Annotated in this window: 21 protein-coding genes and 1 tRNA gene; 11 read left to right on the plus strand and 11 right to left on the minus strand. The window is 70.3% G+C overall.

Translation table 11 applies throughout. The annotated features are described in order from the left end of the window. Window position 1 precedes the first annotated feature (1 nt). The 8 genes from tatC to HF024_RS10075 form a co-directional block, all read right to left on the minus strand. Complete coding sequence (gene tatC / locus HF024_RS10040) at window positions 2-754, minus strand: twin-arginine translocase subunit TatC (protein WP_085370600.1); 753 nt, start codon at window positions 752-754, stop codon at window positions 2-4. Between the two features lie 42 nt (window positions 755-796). Further along, complete coding sequence (gene tatA, locus HF024_RS10045) at window positions 797-1027, minus strand: Sec-independent protein translocase subunit TatA (RefSeq protein ID WP_168689466.1); 231 nt, start codon at window positions 1025-1027, stop codon at window positions 797-799. A gap of 3 nt (window positions 1028-1030) precedes the next feature. After that, window positions 1031-1381 (minus strand): hypothetical protein, encoded by a 351-nt coding sequence (locus tag HF024_RS10050; protein WP_085370602.1) that lies wholly within the window; start codon window positions 1379-1381, stop codon window positions 1031-1033. A 29-nt stretch (window positions 1382-1410) separates the two neighbouring features. After that, window positions 1411-2385, minus strand: coding sequence for a WYL domain-containing protein (locus tag HF024_RS10055; protein WP_168689467.1), 975 nt, complete (start codon window positions 2383-2385; stop codon window positions 1411-1413). Then, the gene (locus tag HF024_RS10060; protein WP_168689468.1) at window positions 2378-3406 is read right to left on the minus strand and encodes a WYL domain-containing protein; all 1029 of its coding nucleotides are present in this window, start codon (window positions 3404-3406) and stop codon (window positions 2378-2380) included. Before HF024_RS10060 ends, HF024_RS10055 begins: the two co-directional genes overlap by 8 nt. Before the next feature lie 17 nt (window positions 3407-3423). Further along, entirely contained in the window at window positions 3424-4329 is a 906-nt protein-coding gene (locus tag HF024_RS10065; RefSeq protein WP_085370605.1) for a peptidylprolyl isomerase, read from the minus strand. Between the two features lie 63 nt (window positions 4330-4392). Continuing rightward, the gene (locus tag HF024_RS10070) at window positions 4393-5454 is read right to left on the minus strand and encodes a tRNA (adenine-N1)-methyltransferase (protein WP_168689469.1); all 1062 of its coding nucleotides are present in this window, start codon (window positions 5452-5454) and stop codon (window positions 4393-4395) included. Further along, on the minus strand, window positions 5451-6089 hold the full coding sequence (locus HF024_RS10075) for an HAD family phosphatase (RefSeq protein ID WP_168690862.1): 639 nt from the start codon (window positions 6087-6089) through the stop codon (window positions 5451-5453). The genes HF024_RS10070 and HF024_RS10075 overlap by 4 nt, the downstream gene beginning before the upstream one ends. A gap of 136 nt (window positions 6090-6225) precedes the next feature. On the opposite strand from HF024_RS10075, the gene HF024_RS10080 reads away from it, so the two are divergent. Next, window positions 6226-7167 (plus strand): PAC2 family protein, encoded by a 942-nt coding sequence (locus tag HF024_RS10080; protein WP_085370608.1) that lies wholly within the window; start codon window positions 6226-6228, stop codon window positions 7165-7167. A 108-nt stretch (window positions 7168-7275) separates the two neighbouring features. Here HF024_RS10080 and HF024_RS10085 read toward each other — a convergent pair whose 3' ends face one another. Together HF024_RS10085 and HF024_RS10090 are read right to left on the minus strand one after the other, a co-directional pair. Continuing rightward, complete coding sequence (locus tag HF024_RS10085) at window positions 7276-8139, minus strand: undecaprenyl-diphosphate phosphatase (RefSeq protein ID WP_085370609.1); 864 nt, start codon at window positions 8137-8139, stop codon at window positions 7276-7278. Between the two features lie 36 nt (window positions 8140-8175). Continuing rightward, the gene (locus HF024_RS10090) at window positions 8176-9489 is read right to left on the minus strand and encodes a M20/M25/M40 family metallo-hydrolase (RefSeq protein ID WP_168689470.1); all 1314 of its coding nucleotides are present in this window, start codon (window positions 9487-9489) and stop codon (window positions 8176-8178) included. Between the two features lie 145 nt (window positions 9490-9634). Here HF024_RS10090 and HF024_RS10095 point away from each other — a divergent pair. The 4 genes from HF024_RS10095 to HF024_RS10110 all read left to right on the plus strand — a co-directional run bounded on the left by HF024_RS10095 (window position 9635) and on the right by HF024_RS10110 (window position 12862). Next, window positions 9635-9719 (plus strand) — tRNA-Leu (locus tag HF024_RS10095). A gap of 83 nt (window positions 9720-9802) precedes the next feature. Then, window positions 9803-10744 (plus strand): cation transporter, encoded by a 942-nt coding sequence (locus HF024_RS10100; protein WP_168689471.1) that lies wholly within the window; start codon window positions 9803-9805, stop codon window positions 10742-10744. Between the two features lie 46 nt (window positions 10745-10790). Then, on the plus strand, window positions 10791-11747 hold the full coding sequence (locus tag HF024_RS10105; RefSeq protein ID WP_168689472.1) for a YafY family protein: 957 nt from the start codon (window positions 10791-10793) through the stop codon (window positions 11745-11747). Between the two features lie 14 nt (window positions 11748-11761). Next, window positions 11762-12862, plus strand: a complete 1101-nt coding sequence (locus HF024_RS10110; RefSeq protein ID WP_168689473.1) for a VIT1/CCC1 transporter family protein — start codon at window positions 11762-11764, stop codon at window positions 12860-12862. A 10-nt stretch (window positions 12863-12872) separates the two neighbouring features. On the opposite strand, the gene HF024_RS10115 is transcribed toward HF024_RS10110, so the two are convergent. Beyond that, window positions 12873-13385, minus strand: a complete 513-nt coding sequence (locus HF024_RS10115; RefSeq protein ID WP_168689474.1) for a DUF1707 domain-containing protein — start codon at window positions 13383-13385, stop codon at window positions 12873-12875. Window positions 13386-13472: 87 nt separating this feature from the next. On the opposite strand from HF024_RS10115, the gene HF024_RS10120 reads away from it, so the two are divergent. The 6 genes from HF024_RS10120 to HF024_RS10145 all read left to right on the plus strand — a co-directional run bounded on the left by HF024_RS10120 (window position 13473) and on the right by HF024_RS10145 (window position 21141). Beyond that, window positions 13473-13763, plus strand: coding sequence for a DUF6504 family protein (locus HF024_RS10120; RefSeq protein ID WP_085370615.1), 291 nt, complete (start codon window positions 13473-13475; stop codon window positions 13761-13763). A gap of 47 nt (window positions 13764-13810) precedes the next feature. Continuing rightward, window positions 13811-14647, plus strand: coding sequence for a DUF3097 domain-containing protein (locus tag HF024_RS10125; protein WP_210723938.1), 837 nt, complete (start codon window positions 13811-13813; stop codon window positions 14645-14647). Window positions 14648-14842: 195 nt separating this feature from the next. Further along, window positions 14843-15046, plus strand: a complete 204-nt coding sequence (locus HF024_RS10130) for a cold-shock protein (protein ID WP_055893908.1) — start codon at window positions 14843-14845, stop codon at window positions 15044-15046. A gap of 364 nt (window positions 15047-15410) precedes the next feature. After that, window positions 15411-16106: a hypothetical protein gene (locus HF024_RS10135; RefSeq protein WP_168689475.1), complete on the plus strand. Its 696-nt coding sequence runs from the start codon at window positions 15411-15413 to the stop codon at window positions 16104-16106. 1 nt (window position 16107) lies between these two features. Beyond that, window positions 16108-17658: a DNA polymerase Y family protein gene (locus tag HF024_RS10140; RefSeq protein ID WP_168689476.1), complete on the plus strand. Its 1551-nt coding sequence runs from the start codon at window positions 16108-16110 to the stop codon at window positions 17656-17658. A 90-nt stretch (window positions 17659-17748) separates the two neighbouring features. Further along, complete coding sequence (locus tag HF024_RS10145; RefSeq protein ID WP_168689477.1) at window positions 17749-21141, plus strand: error-prone DNA polymerase; 3393 nt, start codon at window positions 17749-17751, stop codon at window positions 21139-21141. The last annotated feature ends 4 nt before the right edge of the window (window positions 21142-21145 follow it).

The raw sequence follows: 21145 nt of genomic DNA on the forward strand, positions 1-21145 counted from the left end.
CCTATGCCGCCAGTTCGGCCTCCAGGCGCATGGCGGCCTTCGCGGCACGCCGATCGTGCAGCCAGGCGACCCCGTATGCGGCGAGATAGAGCACGACCATCGGCACCGCGAGGAGGAACATCGACAGCACATCGGCCGCCGGAGTGGCGATGGCGGTGAACAGCACGATCAGGATGATCGCCCAGCGCCACGACTTGATGATCGAGGATGCGCTCAGCACCCCGACGAAGTTCAGCAGCACCAGGAACACCGGGAGCACGAACGCGACGCCGACCGCCAGCGACAGTTTCAGGATGAAGTCGAAGTACGTCTTCGCCGAGATGATCGCCGAGTCGTCCGACGGCGCGAAGCTGGTCAGCAGTGACACGATGTGCGGCACCAGCAGCCAGCCGACGTATGCGCCGATCAGGAACAGCGGGACGGCGGTGAAGAAGAAGCCGAGGCCGTACTTCAGCTCCTTGCGGCTGAGCGCGGGGACGAAGAAGGACCAGATCTGGTAGAGCCAGACCGGGCTGGAGATGATGACGCCGATGGTGATGGCGATCTGCATCTTGAGGTCGAATGCCCCGGTGATGCTGTCGTAGTTGAGCGTGGCGACGCGGCCCTGCTGTGTGGCGATCTCGGTGATGGGGACGCGCATCGCGTCGAGGAGGTACCCGGACAGGAACCAGCCGGCGACAGCGCCGACGAGCAGCGCGATGGCAGAGCGGTAGAGGCGTTTGCGAAGCTCGACGAAGTGCTCGGCGAGCGTCATCCGTCCTTCGCGGTTCTTGCCTCGCTTAGTGGAGGCCACCGATTACGGTTTCGTGTGCGTCTCGGGCGAGGCGGTGGTGCTGCCGTCGGCCGGAGTGGTCGACGAGGCGTCCGGCTTGTCGCCGTCTTTCTTCATCTCGTTGACCTCACCTTTGAAGATGCGCATCGACTGGCCGATGCTCTTGGCGAGGGCGGGGAGCTTCGGCGCACCGAAGAGCAGCAGGATCACTGCGAGGATGATGAGCAGGTGCCATCCGGTAAGGCCGCCGAGCATGAGTTAGTCCTTCGTGATCAAGTAGGAATACCGAGCTGCGTCGGCATTGACGAGCAGTTTACCGCGTTTGACCCGTGCATCCCTGCGAAGTTGCCTCGCAACCGCGCGATCGGCGCTGGCTTGCACACGCTCCGCGCGCAGTGCGCTGGCGTCCGCGAAGACGGCGGGGTGGAACGCCGCCTCGGTGAGGTCCTCCGCACGCCGGGACAGGACATCGGCCTTCTCGATGAGCGCAGACGCCTCCCTTCCGGCCGCGACGACCTTGCGGAACAGGTGGACGGCGAAGAAGGCGAGCATCCCGAGCAGGCCGAGCACCAGCACGACCCAGATCAGGACCCACGACCACCACGGCATGCCATCAGCATAGCGACAGGCCGCGGCTGCTACCGGTAGCGGTCGGCCCCAGCCCGCGCCCAGCCGGCGACGACAGCGCGGGCCTCCGGCGGGTCGAGCACGGTGAGCACGCCGGACAGCCCGGCGACCAGCCGCTTCAGACCGTGGAAGTGCGCGACGCGCACGCTGGTGCGCACGAGCCCGTCCTGCTCCTGCCGTGATGCGCCCTCCGGGATGTAGTCCTCGATGAACGGGACAGCCGAGGCCGACACCTCGATGGTCACCAGCAGGTCGTCCTCCGTGCCCTCGAACAGGGTCTCCGGGAGGGTGACGTCGCCCGGCCGGTAGGTGATCGGCTGGTCGGTGGCCCGCAGGTCGTCGATGCGGTCGAGCCGGAAGGTGCGGATCGCGGTGCGGAGGTGGTCCCAGCCGCGCAGGTACCAGTCCTGGTCGATGGACTCGATGCGCAGCGGGTCGACCCTGCGACGCTCCCGCTCACCGCGGGAATTCAGGTAGTCGAAATCAAGCTGCGTGCCGCCGGCCACCGCATCCCGGATCACGGCGAGCGTGGCGTCGGTCTCCGAGCCGGCGACCGCCACCTGGCTGGGCGCGGCGGAGGCACCGCGGGCGAGCTTGGCCATCAGCGAGCCGATCACATCGCGGTCGGCGTTCTCCGGGAGAGCCGAAAGGTACTGCAGCCCGGCGATCAGCGCGGCGGCCTCCCGCGCGGAGAACCGCGGGGAGTCGTCGATGGCCACCTGGTGGGTGAGGACGATCTGGTCGTTGTCCTCGAAGTCGTCCCAGGCGATGTCGAACAGGTCGCCCGGCTGGTACTGGTTGGTCTCCCCCGGCACGCCCGAGACGGCGATCAGCCGGACGGCGTCGCGCAGCTGCGCCTTCTCGACGCCGAAGTGCTCCGCCGCCTCCGCGACGCTCACCCTGTCCCTGTCCATCAGGTACGGCACGAGGGCGAGCAGGAAGGCCAGCTTGTCCTGCGCCTGCATGGGCTTGCGGCGCTCAGCCACGGTCGTTCCTCTCGTGGGCGGCCGCCGTGGCGACGAGACGGTCGCGCACGGCGTCGCGCAGCGCATCCGGAGCGAGCACCAGCACCTCCGGGCCGAAGCTCGCGAGCTGGTCGGCCAGGATGTTGATGTCGGAGTAGTTGACGGTGAGCACGAACGACTCGCCGTCGCCCTTCGTCGGGACGGCGTCGCCGTAGCGCTTGCCGAGTCGCGTGGCCGCGTCCGTTCCCGCCGTCACCTCGATGGTCGCGACGTTGGCCTGCCAGATGCTCTCCAGGTCGGCCAGGGCCTTCGCGGCGAAATCGGAGCCCTCCGGCTCGAAGGTGCGGGCCGTGACCTTGACCGGTCCGACCATCCGCGAGAGCAGGAAGGTGCGCGAGCCGTGCGCATCCTGGTCGATGCCCTGCAGGTGCCACCGGCCCTGGTGCTGCACCAGGGCGAGCGGCGCGACCGTCCTGGTCCTGGATGCGCTCTCCCCCGGCTTGAGGTAGGGGAACTGCACGATGGCGTTGCGTTCGAGTGCCTGGCTCAGCGGGTCGAAGGCGCTGTCCCTCGCCCGCAGCCGTGGCGCGTATCCGACGATCGGGTCGTTGGCCTCCACGCCGAGCGAACGCAGCTTCATCAGCGCCCTGCGGGACTCGCCGGACAGCGAGCCCTCCTTCCAGACCGTGGCGGCCAGTCCGAGCAGCGTGATCTCCTGCGGGGAGAACGTCACGTCGGCCGGAAGGTCGTATGCCCCCTTGGGAATGCGATAGCGCAGCAGCTGATTGTTTCCGGAGTCGCCCGGGGACTCCACGGTCTCGAGCGGGACGCCGAGCTCGCGGATGTCGTCTTTGTCGCGCTCGAACTGCCGCTCCAGGCTGCTGTTGTCACCGTGGGTGACGAAGCGCTGGCGGTAGCCCTGCACGGTCGAGAGGATCTCGTTCTTGGTCAGACCCGTCTCGGTCGCGAGCAGCGCGAGCACGAGGCTGAACAGCCGCTCTTCGACCGGCACACGGGAGGGCGAAGACGAGGACGGAGGCACCCGTCCATCCTAATCGGCTAGCGCACTCCGAGGATGTCGACGACCCACGCTGCTGCCGGGATGCTGGAGTCCTTGGGCGTCTCGACGACCACCTGCGAGCCCACCTTCTGGCCGACGAGTTCCTTGAGCATCGCCTGCGGGAGGGCCTGGTTGGCGCTGGACTGACCGGACGCCATCGCCACGAGGTCGGGCGCGCCGTTCTGCCAGGTGCTGAACACGACGTTCTTGGCATCCCAGCCGACGGCCGTGTAGTGCAGGACGACGGTGCTGTCCTTCTTCACGGTCGCGCCGTCTCCGGCCTTCAGCGTCTCGCTGCGGACGGCCGTGGGGGCCGAGCCGGACGGGATGGTGATGCCGGGCTGGCCGGTGGGTGCGAGGACCACGGTCGGGAAGCCGGAGACCGACGGGCGCACGGCGCCGTCCGCCTTGGGCAGGAACGCGCCGACCAGGTCGATCACGGCGACGACCGAGCTGGTTGCGCCGTCGGAGCCGCTGTCTTTCGGGGCGATCGCGATGGCGATGCGCGAGCCGACGGTGGCGCACTGCAACCCGTCGTTGATGCCGGGGATGTTCGTGGCGCCCACCGGGATGAGGGTCGGCTCGGACTTCGAGTACGAGCTCGCGCTGCCGGTCGCCCCGGTCTCGCCGTCGAGCAGCGTGTACTGGATCTCGACCATCTGGCCCTTGCGGACCTGCTCGCCGCTACCGTCGATGAGCGTGGTGCTCTGCGAGGTCTTGGTGTCGATCGGCGTCGGGAAGCTCACCTTCGGCTTCGAGCCGAGCTTTCCGGTCGCGGTGATGAGGTTGGATGCCGTACCCGGCTTGAGCGCGGTGTCGCAGTTCGCGTTCGGGTCTGACGAGCATCCCGTCAGCGTGACGGCCAGCAGTCCTGCTGCTACGACGAGTGCGGTAGCTCTGCGCACGAGTCCTCTTTCGGTGCGATCGGTGGGATTCCGGACGACACGATGGTCGCCCGGCTCCCCATGCTAGTTGATGGTGGAGTCGTCCTCGTGCGCGGCGTCTTCCGCCGCTTCCGCGGAGCGGGCCTTCGCCAGCTCGGCGCTCGCGGCCGCCGCCCTGACCCGCTTGCGCAGGCTCTTCGGGCTCGACTGCCGCTCTCCGAGCGCTCCGGGCGTCCAGGCCTCGACGTCGTCGTCGCTGTAGTCGCTCTTGGACGGGCGGCGCTTCAGCTCGGGCAGGACGGAGCCGGGGGCGAGACGGCGCGCCGTGATGAGGAAGCCGGTGTGGCCGATCATCCGGTGGTCAGGGCGCACGGCGAGTCCTTCGACGTGCCAGCCGCGCACCATCGTCTCGCTCGACTGCGGGTGCGTGTAGTCGCCGGAGGCGCGGATCGCCTCGGCGACGCGGGACAGCTGGGTGACCGTCGCGATGTAGCAGAGCAGCACGCCGCCCGGCTTGAGCGCGGCGGTGACCTCGTCGAGGCACTCCCACGGGGCGAGCATGTCGAGGACGACGCGGTCGACGCTCTGGTCGGTCACCGCATCCGGGAGCGCGTCCTGGAGGTCGCCGACGGTGACGGTCCAGTTCTCCGGGTCGTGGCCGAGGAAGGTGGCCGCGTTGGCGCGCGCCACGTCGGCGAACTCGTCCCTGCGCTCGAACGACCGCAGCGTGCCGGTGGGTCCGATGGCGCGCAGCAGCCAGAGCGAGAGGGCGCCGGAGCCGACGCCGGCCTCGACGACGTTCGCGCCGGGGAAGATGTCGGCGAGCGACAGGATCTGGGCGGCGTCCTTCGGGTAGATGATCGCGGCGCCACGCGGCATCGACATGACGAAGTCGCTGAGCAGCGGGCGGAGCGCGAGGTGCTCGACGCCGACGTTGTTGGTCACGACTGAACCGTCGGGCAGGCCGATGATGGTGTCGTGCTCCAGGATGCCGCGGTGGGTGTGGAAGACCTTGCCCGGCTCGAGCGTGATGGTGTTGAGCTTGCCCTTCGGCCCCGTCAGCTGCACGCGGTCGCCCGCGCGGAACGGGCCGCTGTTCTGCGGCTGCGGCGCGTAGGTCGGCTGCGTGGTCGTCTCGTCGCTCACAGGAGCGCTCCCTTCGCTGCGGCGACGGCCGCGATGTCGTCGGCGGTCTTGCCGTCGAGGGTGTCCCAGATGGTGTGCTGATCGCTCTCCGGGATGGCGACCATGTGCGGCACCCCGATGGTGGCCGCACCGGAGGCGACGGCGGAGCTGAGCCCGACCAGCGAGTCCTCGATGGCCACCGCATCCACCGGGTCGACGCCCAGCAGCTCAGCGGCGCGCAGGTACGGCTCGGGATGCGGCTTCGGCTCGGTGACCTCGTCGCCGCTGACGATCACGTCGAACGCCTCGAACGGGATGTGCGCGACGATCTGCTCCGCCATCCGGCGCACGGACATGGTGACGAGGGCGGTCGGGATGCCGCGCTCACGCAGGTCGGCGAGCAGTTCCCGCGCGCCGGGACGCCACGGAACGCCGTCGCTGTCGAGCTTCTCCTGCACCCGGTTGGTGAGCCACTGCACGATCTCGTCCGCGGGCATGTCGACGCCGTGCGCGCGCAGGATCTCGGCGGAGTTCCAGAGGCCGAGGCCCACCATCTGCAGGCCGTCCTCGTGCGTCCAGACGCCGCCGAACGAGGAGACGAGCTCCACTTCGGAGGCCATCCAGTACGGTTCGGTGTCGACGAGGGTGCCGTCCATGTCCCAGAAAACGGCGGCCGGCGGGCTCGGAGGAGTCAGTGAGGTCACGGGCCACAAGCCTACCGGTGACCGGCGGGCCTATCCTGGATGGATGGCGTCCGCACGGTCGCTTGGAGAGGACAGAGGTACATCCACTGTGACTGACGGAAACGACTTCCTCGGCGGCCGCATCCTGGTCGTCGCCTTCGAGGGCTGGAACGACGCCGGAGAGGCAGCGAGCGGCGCCGTCAAGACGCTGAAGGACGTGCTCGACGTCGTGCCCATCTCCGAGGTCGATCCAGAGCTCTACTTCGACTTCCAGTTCAACCGGCCCGTCGTGACCGACGACGACGGGCACCGCCACCTCGTCTGGCCCTCGGCCGTGATGTACGGGCCTGCGCATCCCGGTGCTGCCGCCCACGACCTGGCGGGCGACCTCGCCGCCGACGCTGTGCGGGTGAGCGGCGACAACGTCGGCAACATCTACCTTCTGCTGGGCACGGAGCCGTCGCGCAGCTGGAAGAGTTTCACCGCCGAGATCCTGGATGCGGCCCTCGCGTCGGACATCGGCGTGATCGTCTTCCTCGGCGCGATGCTGGCCGACGTGCCGCACACCCGCCCGATCTCGATCTTCGCGTCGAGCGAGAACGCCGCCGTGCGCGCCGAGCTGTCGATCGAGCGCTCCACCTACGAGGGCCCTGTCGGCATCCTGAGCGCCATCGCGGAGGGCGCGGAGGCGGTCGGCATCCCGACGGTGACGATCTGGGCGTCGGTCCCGCACTACGTGCACAACGCGCCGAGTCCCAAGGCGATGCTGGCGCTCATCGACAAGCTCGAAGAGCTGGTGGATGTGACCATCCCGCGCGGCACGCTGGTCGACGAGGCTGCGGCGTGGGAGGCGGGCATCGACGCACTCGCGGCCGACGACGACGAGATGGCCGCGTACATCGAGCAGCTGGAGCAGGCGCGCGACACGGTCGACTCCCCCGAGGCGAGCGGCGAGGCGATCGCGCAGGAGTTCGAGCGCTACCTCCGCCGCCGCGGAGACGGCCGCGACGGCCAGGCCGGCGGACGCCCCGACGAGCCCTGGCGCTCCTGACCCACCCCACAGCCCCAAGCCATCGAGCCGGGACTTGTGTACGCCCACACTCGGCGTGTCGCGTGCATAAGTCCCGGCTCGATTGCTTCGGAGCGCGGGGACCGCGGGTCAGGCGGTCAGCACTCCGGTGGAGAGCAGGACGATGAGGAGCGCGCCGAGCGCGATCCGGTAGATCACGAACGGCAGGAAGCTGCGTCGTGAGATGTAGCCCATGAAGAACGCGATCACCACGAGGCCGACCACGAACGCCACGATGGTCGCCGCGGCGGTCTCCGCCGGGCCGAACACCTCGACGGTGCAGGTGTGCGCCGCGGCCAGCGCCTCCGTGCACGGCTCCTTGATGGCCTTGTAGAGCTGGTAGAAACCACTGCCGAACACCGCGGGGATCGCCAGCAGGAACGAGTATCGCGCCGCCGCCCGCCGCTGGTAGCCCATGAACAGCCCGGCCGTGATCGTGCCGCCGGAGCGGGAGACGCCCGGGATGAGCGCGAGCGCCTGCGCGAGGCCGAAGATGATGCCGTGACCCCAGGTGAGCTCCTTGAGCCGCCTGGTCTTGCTGCCGACGTAGTCCGCGATCCCGAGCAGGATGCCGAACACGATCAGCGTGACGGCCACGATCCAGAGCGAGCGGAACGTGGTCTCGATCGCGTCCTGGAAGAACAGGCCGAGCACGACGATCGGCACGCTGCCGAGGATGACCAGCCAGCCCATCCGTGCATCCGGGTCGTTGCGCGGAACCTTGCCGAACAGCGAACGGAACCACTGCCCGATGATCCGGACGATGTCCTTCCAGAAGTACAGCAGCACCGCCGCCTCTGTGCCCAGCTGGATGATCGCGGTGAACCGGGCGCCGGGGTCGCCGCCCGTGCCGAGCAGTTCACCGACGATCCGGATGTGCGCGCTCGACGAGATCGGGAGGAACTCGGTGAGCCCCTGGACGAGACCCAGGATGAGGGCGTTGATGAATTCCATGCGGTGCTTTCGGTGCTGACGTGAGGCGGGGAACGGTCAGTAGCTGCGGAGGAGGTCGCGCAGCACGGACCTGCCAAACACTAGCGCGTCGAGGGGGACGCGCTCGTCGACGCCGTGGAACATCCCGGGGAAGTCGAGCTCCTTCGGCAGCTGCAGGGGTGCGAAGCCGTATCCGGTGATCCCGAGCTTGCTCAGCGCCTTGTTGTCCGTTCCGCCGGAGAGCAGATACGGCAGCACGGGCGCGCCGGGGTCGTGCTCGCCGATGGTGGAGACGATCGCGTCGATCAGCGGGCCGCCGAACGCGGCCTCCAGGCCGACGTCGCGGTGCATGATCCTGATCTCGATGTCGTCGCCGACGATCTCCTGCACCTGGGCGAGCACGGCGTCCTCCTCGCCGGGCAGCGTGCGGATGTCGATGAGCGCCTCCGCCGTGTCCGGGATGACGTTGTGCTTGTATCCGGCGTCGAGGAGCGTCGGGTTCGTGGTGGTGCGGAGGGTCGCCAGGATGAACCCGGCGGCGGTGCCCGTGCGCAGCACGACCTCGTCCGGCCCGACCTGCTCCGGGTCGATGTCCAGGATGCGCGAGACCTCGGCCAGCAGCTGCGTGGTGGTATCGGTGAGCTGGATGGGCCACTCGCGGCGGCCGATGGCGACCACGGCCTCCGCGAGCCTGGTGATCGCGTTGTCCCGCACTAGGCGGGAGCCGTGGGATGCGCGGCCGCGGGCGATCAGCTTGATCCAGACGAGCGACTTCTCCCCCGTCTGCATCAGGTATGCGCGCTGGCCGTCGAGGTCGATCGAGTATCCGCCGACCTCGCTGATGGCCTCCGTCGCTCCGGCGAACAGTTCGGGGTGGTTGTCGACGAGGAAGTGCGAGCCGCGTCGTCCTCCGTCCTCCTCGTCGGCGAAGAACGCCACGACGAGGTCGCGCTCCGGCTGCTCCCCCGCTGCGAGCAGATCGCCGACAGCGGTGAGGATCATCGCATCCATGTTCTTCATGTCGACGGCGCCGCGACCCCAGAGCAGGCCGTCCTTGATGACGCCGCCAAACGGGTCGACCGACCAGTTGCGCGGGTCGGCGGGCACGACGTCGAGGTGGCCGTGCACGACGAGCGCCGGCTTGTCCGCGTTGCGGCCGGGCACGCGTGCGACGACGCTGGTGCGGCCGGGGTCGGAGTCGAACAGCTGCGGCTCCAGGCCCATCCCGCGGAGGCGGGCCTCCACGTACTCCGCGGCATCCGTCTCGCCGTTCGACTTCCCCTCACCGTAGTTGGTGGTGTCGAAGCGGATCAGATCGCGCGCGATGATGGCCGTCTCGTCCAGCTGCTCGTCGCTCAGGGCATCCGTCATACGCCCAACGCTACCGGCGCTTCCGGCCGTCGCCAACGCGGAGCGCGACGCCACGCCCGGGATGCTCGGCCAGGTCGAGCATGTGCTTGCAGACGTGCTAATGTCTTTCTTCGGCGGCCGGTTCGGTCGCTGGAATGAAACACCTGTCCGGGTGGCGGAAATGGCAGACGCGCTAGCTTGAGGTGCTAGTGCCCGTATAGGGCGTGGGGGTTCAAGTCCCCCCTCGGACACACAGAGAAACCCCGGTCGAAAGACCGGGGTTTTCGTCATTTCACGGGGCAGAACGGCCGCCGTGCGGATTACTGTTGCCGCTATGCCGGACTCCCCCTCCTCATCGAGCCTCCTCACGGTCGTCATCGCGTTCGGCGCGAACGTCGTCGTCGCCGTCGCGAAGACCATCGCGGCGGTGCTCACCGGATCGGCCTCGATGGTCGCCGAGGCCGCGCACTCCTGGGCAGATGCGGGCAATGAGGTGTTCCTGCTGCAGGCGGAGCGCTCGGCGTCCCGGCCGCGCGACTCGGCGCATCCGGGTGGGTACGGGCGCGAGGCGTATGTGTGGTCGCTGTTCGCGGCGGTCGGACTGTTCACGGCGGGCGCCGTGGTGTCGATCACGCACGGCGTCTCGGAGCTGGGCGCGACCGACCGCGGCGCGGACTACGCCGTCGCGTATGTCGTGCTCGCTGTCTCGTTCGTGTTCGAGGGGTTCTCGTTCGTGCAGTCGTACCGGCAGGCGCGCCGGGGCGCGGACGAGCGAAGCATCGGGACGCTCTCGCACGTGTTCCGCACGTCGAACCCGACGCTGCGCGCGGTGTTCTTCGAGGACGCCGCCGCGCTGATCGGTCTGCTGATCGCCTTCCTCGGCCTGCTGCTGCACGAGCTGACCGGGAACGCGGTGTACGACGCGCTGGGCTCCATCCTGGTCGGCGTGCTGCTCGCCGTCGTCGCGCTCGTGCTGATCGACAGGAACCGGCGCTTCCTGCTCGGCGAGCAGGGCTCCGACCAGGCGACGCAGGCCGTGCTCGCTGCCCTGCTCGCGCATCCCGAGGTGGAGACGGTGACGTACCTGCACCTGGAGTACGTGGGGCCGGAGCGCATCTACGTGGTCGCCGCCGTCGATCTGGTCGGAAACGATCGCGAGTCGGACGTGGCCGCCGACCTCGTCGCCATCGGCGGGGCGCTGGAGGCGGACCCGCACGTCGCAGAGGCGATCCTCACCCTGTCCCGGCCGGGGGCGACGCCGCTCGTCCCGCACTGAGCGATTGCGGACACCGTTCGTCCGCAATCGGCGGGATGATGGCAGGGTGAACACCACGGGATCGCGCACTCTCCAACTGCTCTCCCTGCTGCAGACCCACCGCTTCTGGCCGGGCCCGGAGCTCGCGGCACGCCTGGAGGTGTCTCCGCGCACCCTGCGCCGCGACATCGACCGACTGCGCGACCTCGGGTACCCGGTGGATGCGAGCCGTGGCGTCGACGGCGGATACCAGCTGGCGGCCGGCGCCTCCCTTCCCCCGCTCGTGGTCGACGACGAGGAGGCCGTCGCGCTCGCTGTCGGCCTGCGGACGGCAGCGCAGTCCGGCATCGCCGGGATCGAGGACGCCTCCGTTCGTGCCCTCGCCAAGGTGGTGCAGGTGATGCCGTCCCGGCTGCGCAGCCGGGTGGATGCGCTCCGTTCCGCGACCGTCGCCGGTGCCATGCGGCAGGGGCCGAGCGTGGACGCTGGGGTGCTCACGGTGGTGGCGCAGGCCTGCAGGGACGAGGAGCGCATCCACTTCGTGTACGTCAGCCGTGACGGGGAGCGCAGCGACCGCCACGTCGAGCCGCACCGGCTGGTATCTGTGGAGCGGCGCTGGTATCTGGTGGCGTACGACCTCGGCAGGTTCGACTGGCGCAGCTTCCGCCTCGACAGGCTCGCCGAGCCGCGGACGACCGGGCAACGGTTCCGGCCGCGTGCCCTGCCGGCCGACGACGCGGCCAGCTATGTCTCCGCATCCCTCGGCGCCGCGACGGAGACGCTCGCGGTCGACGCGATCGTGCACGCGCCCGTCGCGCAGGTCGAGAGCGCGATCGGCCGGTGGGCGACGGCCGAGGCCGTGGATGCCGAGACCACCCGCGTGCACCTGTCTGCGGACAGTGCGGAGTGGGCGCTGTTCGGACTGGCCGCCGCGGATGCGCCGTTCCAGGTGATCGCGCCGCCGGAGGTCGTCGAGCTGGCCAGGGTGTGGGGCGAACGGTTCAGCGGCGCATCCATCGCCTAGACTTTCCAACCGTTATGACGACCGCAGCCGAGCGCAACCCGAGTCCAGCGGACATCCGCCGCTGGCGCCGCTACCTCGCCGACGAACGGGCGGAGGCCGCGGTCTACCGCGACCTCGCCGGACGCCGCACCGGCGAGGAGCGCGAGATCCTGCTCGCGCTCGCCGAGGCGGAGGGCAGGCACGAGCAGCACTGGCTCACCCTGCTCGGCGACGACGTCGGCCGACCGCTGCGCGGGGACATCCGCACCCGGCTCCTCGGCCTCCTGGCCCGCCGGTTCGGCTCGGTCTTCGTGCTCGCGCTCGCGCAGCGCGCCGAGGCCCGCTCCCCCTACAGCGACGACGTGGATGCGACGCCGCAGATGGCCGCGGACGAGCAGATCCACGAGGAGGTCGTCCGCGCGCTCGCCGCCCGGGGACGGCAGCGGCTGTCCGGCACGTTCCGCGCCGCCGTGTTCGGCGCGAACGACGGGCTCGTCAGCAACCTCGCGCTCGTGCTCGGCATCAGCGCGAGCGGCGTCGCCACCCACGTGGTGCTGCTCACCGGCATCTCCGGCCTCCTCGCCGGCGCGCTGTCGATGGGCGCAGGCGAATACGTCTCCGTCCGGTCGCAGCGAGAACTGCTCGAAGCGTCCAGCCCCAACCCGGAGACGCGGTCTGCGCTGCCCGACCTCGACGTCGACGCCAACGAGCTCACGCTCGTCTACCGTGCGCGCGGGATGGCGCCGGACGAGGCGAAGGCGCACGCCGCCGAGGTGCTCGCCGGCCTGAATGCGCGCGCCGTGGAGACGGCGTCGGTGCAGGCCGTGACGGGCGAGGTGATCGACGAGCACGAGTCGGTCGGCACGGGCTGGAACGCTGCGCTCTCGAGTTTCTGCTTCTTCGCATCCGGAGCGCTCATCCCGATCCTGCCGTACCTCTTCGGCCTGCAGGGCACGACGGCGGTGCTCGTGGCCGCGCTGCTGGTCGGGATCGTGCTGCTCGGGACGGGCGCCATCGTCGGGCTGCTGTCCGGGGCGTCCCCGCTCAAGCGCGCGCTGCGCCAGCTGGCGATCGGGTACGGGGCCGCCGCGGCGACGTACCTGCTCGGACTGCTGTTCGGCGCGACGGTCGGCTAGCGACGGTCGGTTAGCGGCGGTCGCGGCCTCTGCCGCCGTCCCCGCCGTAGACGAGCGCCCCGGCGATCGGGACCAGCAGGAACCAGAGCCAGCTGTACGCGTATCCCCACACCGAGCTCGTCACGAAGAACAGGATGAGCGCCACGAACGGCGCGATGGACACGATCGCGAGACCCCAGCGGCGGTCCCCGGTGCGTCCGGAGCGCTGCTCGTACGGGTCGGAGGGCGACTGCGCGGCGTAGTCGGGTGCCTGATAGGCGGCGCCTGCCCCAGCGCCTGCAGCAGCACCGGCACCTGCCGCGGCGCCCGTGCCGTCGAGGTCGACGCGCCCCGGGAGGTCGGCGAACAGCGGGGCGAGGTCGCCGCGCGTCACGGCGGAGCGGGCGGACTGCACGCGGGTCTGCACCTCGGCGTCGGTCAGGCGCCCCTGCGCCGCGTGGGCCTGCAGGGCGGCGACGGCGCGCTCCCGCTCGTCGTTGCTGAGTCGCAGGGCCGCGCCGGAAGGATCGGTCAGGTCGGTCATGCACACAGTATGGCGCAGGTGCATTCGTCGGTCGATGGCTTTACACTCGTTAATCGAACAAACGTTCGAACGAGCGAGGTGAGAGGCATGACCGACATCGGAGAGTCCGTCGCGGTGTGGACGACGGACGACGGCATCCCGACCAGGCTGGTGTGGCGGGCGACCAGATACCGCGTGACAGACACGCCGACGGTGTGGGCGGAGGTCTGCGCCTGGTGGCGGCCGTTCGGCGAGCACCGCTACGGCGTCGGCAGCCTGCCGAGGGAGATCGGCGGCTGGCGCTTCCAGGCCACCGACGACACGGGATGCGCGCACGTGTTCGACGTGCGGCACGACAACACCAGCCGCAGCTGGCACCTGGTGAGGATCTTCGACTGATGGCGTGGCTCCCCCTCCACCTCCCCCGCACCCTCTAGTCTCTCCGGGTGAACGACGACCGCTACGGAGCCGATGTGCTGGCGACCGACTGGAAGAACGCGGGCCGCGTGGCCGTGCCCGAGGTCGAAGCGGTGCGCGACCTCGTCATCGAGGATGCCGTGAGCGGCTTCTGCGGCGCCGTCACCCGCATCGAAGGGCAGACCGTCGAGCTGGAGGACTACTTCGGCAAGAAGCGCGTCTTCCCGTTCAGCGGATCCTTCCTGATCGACGGTGCGCCCGTCACGCTGGTGCACGCCGCGAAGGGCGGAGGGGCGCGGGCGAGGACCGCATCCGGATCGTTCGCCGTCGCCGACCAGAAGGCCAGGGTCGCGCGCGCCAGCCGCATCTTCGTCGAAGGCCGGCACGACGCCGAGCTGGTGGAGAAGGTCTGGGGAGACGATCTGCGCGTGGAGGGCGTCGTCGTCGAATACCTGGAGGGCGTCGACGACCTGGATGCGATCGTGCGCGAGTTCGCGCCGGACCGGTCCCGCCGCATCGGCGTGCTCGTCGACCACCTCGTGCCCGGCTCCAAGGAGAGCAGGATCGCCGACGCGGTGAAGCGCGGGCCGTACGGAGAGCACGTCCTGGTGGTCGGGCACCCGTACATCGACATCTGGCAGGCCGTGAAACCGGCGCGCGTCGGGCTGGACGCCTGGCCGAGCATCCCGCGCTCGATCGAGTGGAAGAAGGGGATCTGCGCCGCCCTCGGACTCCCCCACGAGACCCAGGCGGACACCGCCCGCGCCTGGAAACGCATCCTGGGCAGCGTCCGTAACTTCACCGATCTCGAGCCGGAACTGCTCGGCAGGGTGGAGCACCTGATCGACTTCGTCACCGAACCGTGACGAACCGCGACGGTCGGATTCTGCGTCACTGGTGTGTTTTTCGCGGTTGGCGGCTAGGCTAAGGCCAGTCGTGTGTTTTGCATGTGTTGGATAGGTGCGTCCCAAACCCGGAGCGTTGCCAGCTTTACAGGAGCAGGAGAACACGCGACGAGGCCCCGACAGTCGGGGTCGAGGAATATCGCTCCTGGAGGAGATATGGCTACTGGTACGGTCAAATGGTTCAACGCTGAAAAGGGCTTCGGCTTCATCGCTCCCGACGACGGCGGCGCTGATGTGTTCGCCCACTACTCGGCGATCGCTTCGAGCGGCTACCGCTCGCTCGAGGAGAACCAGAAGGTCGAGTTCGAGGTGACGCAGGGCCCCAAGGGCCTGCAGGCGGAGAACATCCGCCCGCTCTGACCTGAGCTTCGAACGGGGTCGCGCTTCGGCGCGGCCCCGTTTTCGTTTGCCCGGCGCCGCCCGCTTTCCAGCCCTCATCTCCGCTTGAGCGGAGTTTCCGGCGCCCCCCGGCCGCATCTCCGCTTGAGCGGATGGATGCGCGGCGTGTCGCCACGCGCATCCGGTGTTGCGCGCGCCGCGGGTCTGCATCCGTTGCGCAGGAGATTCCCCTCGACACGCCGTCCGGCACTCCGCTGGAGCGGAGAAACGACGTGAAAGCGGCCAGTTCTCCGCCGGAGCGGAGTGCGCCGCGCGGGATGGGACGCGCCCGGCGCCGCCCGAAAATGCATTTGCCATCGTCGAACATATGTTCGAAAATAGAGGCATGCATTCTTCAGCAGCCACCGTCGCCGAGCCGGTCGTCGACCGCGCGCAGGTGCACGAGCTGCAGTCGCGCATCCGGCAGATGCAGGCCACCACGCTGGAGAGCAGGCGACTGGAGACGCACCCGGCGCTCTCCCCTCTGCTGCCCGGCGGTGCCTTGAAGGCCGGTGCCGCATACGCGGTGCGCGGGTCGACGACGCTCGTGATGGCCATGCTGGCCGGCCCGAGCGCATCCGGTGCGTGGTGCGGCGTGGTCGGGATGCCGGACTTCGGGGCGGAGGCGGCAGGGCGGTTCGGGATCGACCTCGACCGGCTCGTGCTCGTCCCGCACCCCGGCGAGCAGTGGCTGACCGTCACCGCCGCCGTGGTGGATGTGCTGAGCGTCGTGGTCGTCGCCCCCACCAGCCGGGCGCGCGACGGCGACATCGCCAGGCTCAACGCCCGGCTGCGGCAGCGGGAGGCCACCCTGATCGTGGTGGGAGACTGGCCGCAGGTCGAGGCGACGCTCACGGTCTCCCGCAGCGGCTGGGACGGGCTCGGAGGCGGAACCGGCTACCTCTCCTCCCGCCGCGTGACCGTCGAATCCGCTCCGCGCGGCGGCTCCGGCCAGCTCCGCCGCGCGGAGCTCTGGCTGCCGGCCCTCGACGAGAGCTTCCGCTCGGCGTCCGGCACCACGCGCCTGGAAGCGGTGAGCTGAGATGCCGGCCGTCACCCGCGCGATCGTGCTGTGGTGCCCGGACTGGCCGGTGATCGCCGCCCTGCAGGCCGGCGACCTGCCGCAGGACACCCCGCTGGCGCTCCTCGACCGCAACCTCGTGTTCGCCTGCTCCGCCGCAGCGCGCGCGGAGGGCGTCACGCGCGGCCTGCGCATCCGGGAGGCCCAGGCGCGCTGCACCCAGTTGCAGGTGCTGCCGTACGATCCCGTCCTGGATGCGCGGGCCTTCGACCCCGTGCTCGCCGCGATCGAGGAGATCACCCCCGGCGTCCAGCCCATCCGGCCCGGCACCTGCGTGCTGCGCGCCCGCGGTCCAGCCCGCTACTACGGCGGAGAGGAGCAGGCCGCCGCCGAACTGCTGCGCTGCCTCGAAGGGCTCGGCATCCCGGACGCGCGCATCGGCATCGCGGACGGCCCGTTCGCCGCCGAGCAGGCGGCCCGCACGACCGGTGCAGAGCGCATCAGGGTCATCCCGCCCGGCGACTCCCCCGCGTTCCTCTCCCCCCTGCCCATCGCGCAGCTCGGGCAGGACGAGCTGACGCCGCTGTTCCGCAGGCTGGGCATCCACACCCTCGGCCACCTGGCCGCGCTCGGGGCGACGGATGTGCGGGAACGGTTCGGGGAGCGTGGCGCCTGGTGCCACACCATCGCGAGCGGGCTCGACAGCACGGCGGTGGTGCCGCGCACGCCGCCGAAGCAGCTGGAACGCGCGATCGAGTTCGAGCCGCCGCTCGACAGGGTGGACCAGGTGACGTTCGCGTTCCGGGGAACGGCGGAGGCGTTCATCGGCGGTCTCACCAAGGCGGGGCTGGTGTGCACGGCGCTGCGCATCGAGGTGACGGACGAGTCCGGCAAGGTGAGCGAGCGCAGCTGGCTGCACCCCCGGCTGTTCTCGGCGGCCGACGTGGTCGACAGGGTGCGCTGGCAGCTGCAGGGCTCCGGCAGCATCGAGAGCGGGCTCGGCTCCCCGATCGCGCGGGTGCTGGTGGAGCCGGAGGCCGTCGACGACATCGGCCACCACGAGGAGGGGCTGTGGGGCGGGGGCGCGGACGAGCGCATCCATCACGGGCTGTCGCGGGTGCAGAGCATCCTGGGCCACGACGCGGTGCTCACGGCGACCATCGGCGGCGGGCGTGGGCTCGCGGAGCGGCAGGTACTCGTGCCGTGGGGCGACCGCGCCGTCGGGGTGGCGCGCGCCGACCAGCCGTGGCCGGGCAGCCTGCCGGCCCCGGCGCCGTCGACCGTGTTCGAGGCGCCGCGTCCCGTGGTGGTGCTCGGTGCGGACGGCGAGCAGGTCGGGGTGACGGGGCGCGGCGTCGTCACGGAGCCGATCGTCCGGTTCTCGTCGACGGGCACGGCACGGGATGCGCGCCCCGTCGACTCCTGGGCGGGCCCGTGGCCGGTGCGGGAACGCTGGTGGGATGCTGCCGCCTCGCGCACGGCGCATCGCTTCCAGGTGGTCGACGCTGACGGGAACGCGTGGCTGCTGGTGCTCGCGGACGGCGCGTGGCAGGCGGAGGCGCGGTATGACTGACCTGCCGCGCATGGCTGACCTGCCGCGCATGGCTGACCCGGGCGGGATGGCTGACCTGCCGGGTAAGACTGACCCGGGCGGAGAACGCTGATGGGCTGGAACAACCCGCCGATCCCGTGGTCGGAGTTCGAGCGGAGGCTCTCCGGCCGGCGCACGAGCGAGCAGGCCGACGAGCGGCCGTCGTCCAGGAAACGACCGGCGTACACCCCGGCCCCGATCGTGCAGGAGGAGGAGCCGGACGGCCACGTGCCGTACGCCGAGCTGCACGCGCACACCAACTTCAGCTTCCTCGACGGTGCGAGCTCGCCGGAGGAACTGCTGGAGGAGGCGACCAGGCTGCGGCTGCACGGCCTCGCCGTCACCGACCACGACGGCCTGTACGGGGTCGTCCACCTGGCGGAGGCCGCCGAGGCGTACGAGCGGGTCAAGACCGTGTTCGGCGCCGAGCTGTCGCTGGAGCTCAGCCGCCCGCAGAACGGAGAGGCCGATCCGGAGGGCAGCCACCTCGTCGTGCTCGCCAAGAAGCAGGAGGGCTACCACCGGCTGGCGGCGGCGATCACCGACGGCCAGCTCGCCGGCGAGGAGAAGGGGCGGCCGGTCTACGACGTCGCTGAGCTGGCGCGGCGCGCATCCGGAGAGTGGATGGTGCTCACCGGCTGCCGCAAAGGAGACGTGCGGCTCGCCCTCGCCTCCGACGGCGAACGGGCCGCTGAGCGGGAGGTGGCGCGGCTCGGCGAGCTGTTCGGCCGCGACAACGTGCTGGTCGAGCTGATCGACCACGGCAACCCGCGCGACACCACGGACAACGACGTGCTCGCCCGCATCGCCGCCCGGCTCGGGATGCCCGTGGTCGCCACCAACAACGTGCACTACGCCTCCCCCGCCCAATACCCGCTGGCCTCCGCGCTGTCCGCCGTGCGCGCCCGCCGAAGCCTCGACGAGATGGACGGCTGGCTGCCCGCCTCCGACGCGGCGCACCTGCGCTCCGGCCGCGAGATGGCGACGCGGTTCGCCCGCTACCCCGGCGCCGTCGAGCGCACGGTGGAGGTCGCGGACGATCTCGAGTTCCGGCTGCGCAGCGCCCGCCCGAAGCTGCCGAAGCAGGAGGTGCCGGACGGCCACACCCCGATGAGCTGGCTGCGCGAGCTCACCTGGCGCGGCGCGGAGGAGCGCTACCCGGACATCGCCACCGACCAGGCCAAGCGGGAGCGCATCGCCAGGGAGCTGGACGTGATCGAGGCCAAAGACTTCCCCGGCTACTTCCTCATCGTCTACGACATCGTGCGGTTCGCCCGCAGCCAGGGCATCCTCTGCCAGGGTCGTGGCTCCGCCGCCAACTCCGCCGTCTGCTACCTGCTCGGGATCACCGCCGTCGACTCGATCAAGTACGCGCTGCCGTTCGAGCGCTTCCTGTCGAGCATGCGCGAGGAGGAGCCGGACATCGACGTCGACTTCGACTCCGACCGGCGCGAGGAGGTCATCCAGTACGTCTACCGCAAGTACGGCAGGCACAACGCTGCGCAGGTGGCGAACGTCATCACCTACCGGCCGAAGAACGCGGTGCGCGACATGGCGAAGGCGCTCGGATACTCCACCGGGCAGCAGGACGGCTGGTCGAAGCAGATCGACTCGTGGGGTTCCATCCAGCCGACGGCCGACCACGACATCCCGGATGCGGTGGTCGGCCTGGCCAGCCAGGTGCTCAAGTTCCCCAGGCACCTCGGCATCCACTCCGGCGGCATGGTGCTCACCGACCGCCCGGTCGGCGAAGTCTGCCCGATCGAGCACGCCCGCATGGAGAACCGCACCGTGCTGCAGTGGGACAAAGACGACTGCGCCTGGATGGGCCTGGTCAAGTTCGACCTGCTCGGCCTCGGGATGCTGAGCGCCATCGACTACGCCATGTCGACCATCGCGCAGTCGCTCGGCGAGCAGTGGACGCTCGACAGCATCCCGAAGGAGGAGCAGGGGGTGTACGACATGCTCTGCCGCGCGGACTCGATCGGCGTGTTCCAGGTGGAGAGCAGGGCGCAGATCGGCACGCTGCCCCGCCTGCAGCCGCGCGCGTTCTACGACCTGGTGATCGAGATCGCGCTCATCCGTCCCGGCCCCATCCAGGGCGGCGCCGTGCACCCGTACATCCGCAGGAAGCTCGGCCAGGAGGAGGTGACCTACCTGCATCCGGCGCTGGTGCCCGTGCTGGAACGCACGATGGGGGTGCCGCTGTTCCAGGAGCAGCTGATGCAGATGGCGGTCGCCGTCGGCGACTGCACGGCGGAGGACGCCGACCTGCTGCGGAGGGCGATGGGGTCGAAGCGCGGGCAGGAGAAGATCGGCTCGCTGCGCGACAAACTGTATGCGGGGATGGCGGGCAACGGCATCGTCGGCGACGACGCCGACGCCATCTACGCCAAGATCGAGGCGTTCGCGAACTTCGGCTTCGCAGAGAGCCACGCGATCAGTTTCGCGCTGCTCGTCTACGTGAGCTCGTGGCTGAAACTGCACTACCCGGGCGCGTTCCTCGCCGCCCTGCTGCGGGCGCAGCCGATGGGGTTCTACTCGCCGCGCACCCTCACCGCCGACGCGCGCAGGCACGGCGTGGTGGTCGAGCGGCCGGACATCGAACGCTCGATGGTGTTCCCCGTGCTCGAACCGATGGATGCGGCCGCCGCCGGCCCGACGGGGACCGACCCGTGCCTGGACCACGACCAGCCGGAGATCGCCCCGTTCGACCGCAGCGTGCCGCTCGACCACGCGCTGCACCGCAGGGACGCCGGCCATGTGGTGCGGCTGGGACTCGCGGGGGTGACGACCATCGGCGAGAAGCTGGCGGAGCGCATCGTCGCCGAGCGCGCATCCGGTGGCCGCTACCTGAGCCTCGGCGACCTGGCTCGGCGCGTCGGGCTGAACGTGGCCCAGCTGGAGGCGCTCGCCGCTGCCGGAGCGTTCGAGAGCTTCGGGCTGAGCCGCCGCCAGGCGATCTGGGAGGCGGGGAACGCCGCCCAGGAGAAGCCGGAGTACCTGGCGGGCACCTCGATCTCCGTGCAGCCTCCCCTGCTGCCGATGCTGAGCCCGGCCGAACAGCTGGCGAGCGACCTGTGGGCCACCGGCATCTCCACCGACGACCACCCGATCGGCTTCCTCCGCCCGCACCTGCGCGCCCGCGGCGTCTACTCGGCCGACGGCCTCGCCACGGCGGAGTCCGGCAGACGCATCGAGGTCGGCGGCGTGGTCACCCACCGGCAGCGTCCGGCGACGGCGGCCGGGGTCACCTTCCTCAACCTGGAAGACGAGACCGGCCTGATCAACGTGATCTGCCCCGTCGGCGTCTGGAACCGCTACCGCCGCGTCGCCCGCGAGGCCCCGGCCATGATCATCCGGGGCATGCTGGAACGCAGCGAGGAAGGCGTCGTCAACGTGATCGCCGACCGCCTGGAGCCGCTCGACGCCGGGATGCGCACGGTGTCGCGCGACTTCCGGTAGGGGC

Origin of the sequence: Leifsonia sp. PS1209 (assembly GCF_012317045.1) — a bacterium.
Taxonomy (GTDB): Bacteria; Actinomycetota; Actinomycetes; order Actinomycetales; family Microbacteriaceae; genus Leifsonia.

Coding starts and splice junctions, on each gene's coding strand:
- HF024_RS10050 (WP_085370602.1), bottom strand. CDS start 1,381: ATGCCGTGGTGGTCGTGGGTCCTGATCTGGGTCGTGCTGGTGCTCGGC.
- HF024_RS10135 (WP_168689475.1), top strand. CDS start 15,411: ATGCATTCTTCAGCAGCCACCGTCGCCGAGCCGGTCGTCGACCGCGCG.
- HF024_RS10075 (WP_168690862.1), bottom strand. CDS start 6,089: ATGGACGGCACCCTCGTCGACACCGAACCGTACTGGATGGCCTCCGAA.
- HF024_RS10110 (WP_168689473.1), top strand. CDS start 11,762: ATGACGACCGCAGCCGAGCGCAACCCGAGTCCAGCGGACATCCGCCGC.
- tatC (WP_085370600.1), bottom strand. CDS start 754: ATGACGCTCGCCGAGCACTTCGTCGAGCTTCGCAAACGCCTCTACCGC.
- HF024_RS10090 (WP_168689470.1), bottom strand. CDS start 9,489: ATGACGGATGCCCTGAGCGACGAGCAGCTGGACGAGACGGCCATCATC.
- HF024_RS10115 (WP_168689474.1), bottom strand. CDS start 13,385: ATGACCGACCTGACCGATCCTTCCGGCGCGGCCCTGCGACTCAGCAAC.
- HF024_RS10145 (WP_168689477.1), top strand. CDS start 17,749: ATGGGCTGGAACAACCCGCCGATCCCGTGGTCGGAGTTCGAGCGGAGG.
- HF024_RS10085 (WP_085370609.1), bottom strand. CDS start 8,139: ATGGAATTCATCAACGCCCTCATCCTGGGTCTCGTCCAGGGGCTCACC.
- HF024_RS10100 (WP_168689471.1), top strand. CDS start 9,803: ATGCCGGACTCCCCCTCCTCATCGAGCCTCCTCACGGTCGTCATCGCG.
- HF024_RS10130 (WP_055893908.1), top strand. CDS start 14,843: ATGGCTACTGGTACGGTCAAATGGTTCAACGCTGAAAAGGGCTTCGGC.
- HF024_RS10140 (WP_168689476.1), top strand. CDS start 16,108: ATGCCGGCCGTCACCCGCGCGATCGTGCTGTGGTGCCCGGACTGGCCG.
- HF024_RS10120 (WP_085370615.1), top strand. CDS start 13,473: ATGACCGACATCGGAGAGTCCGTCGCGGTGTGGACGACGGACGACGGC.
- tatA (WP_168689466.1), bottom strand. CDS start 1,027: ATGCTCGGCGGCCTTACCGGATGGCACCTGCTCATCATCCTCGCAGTG.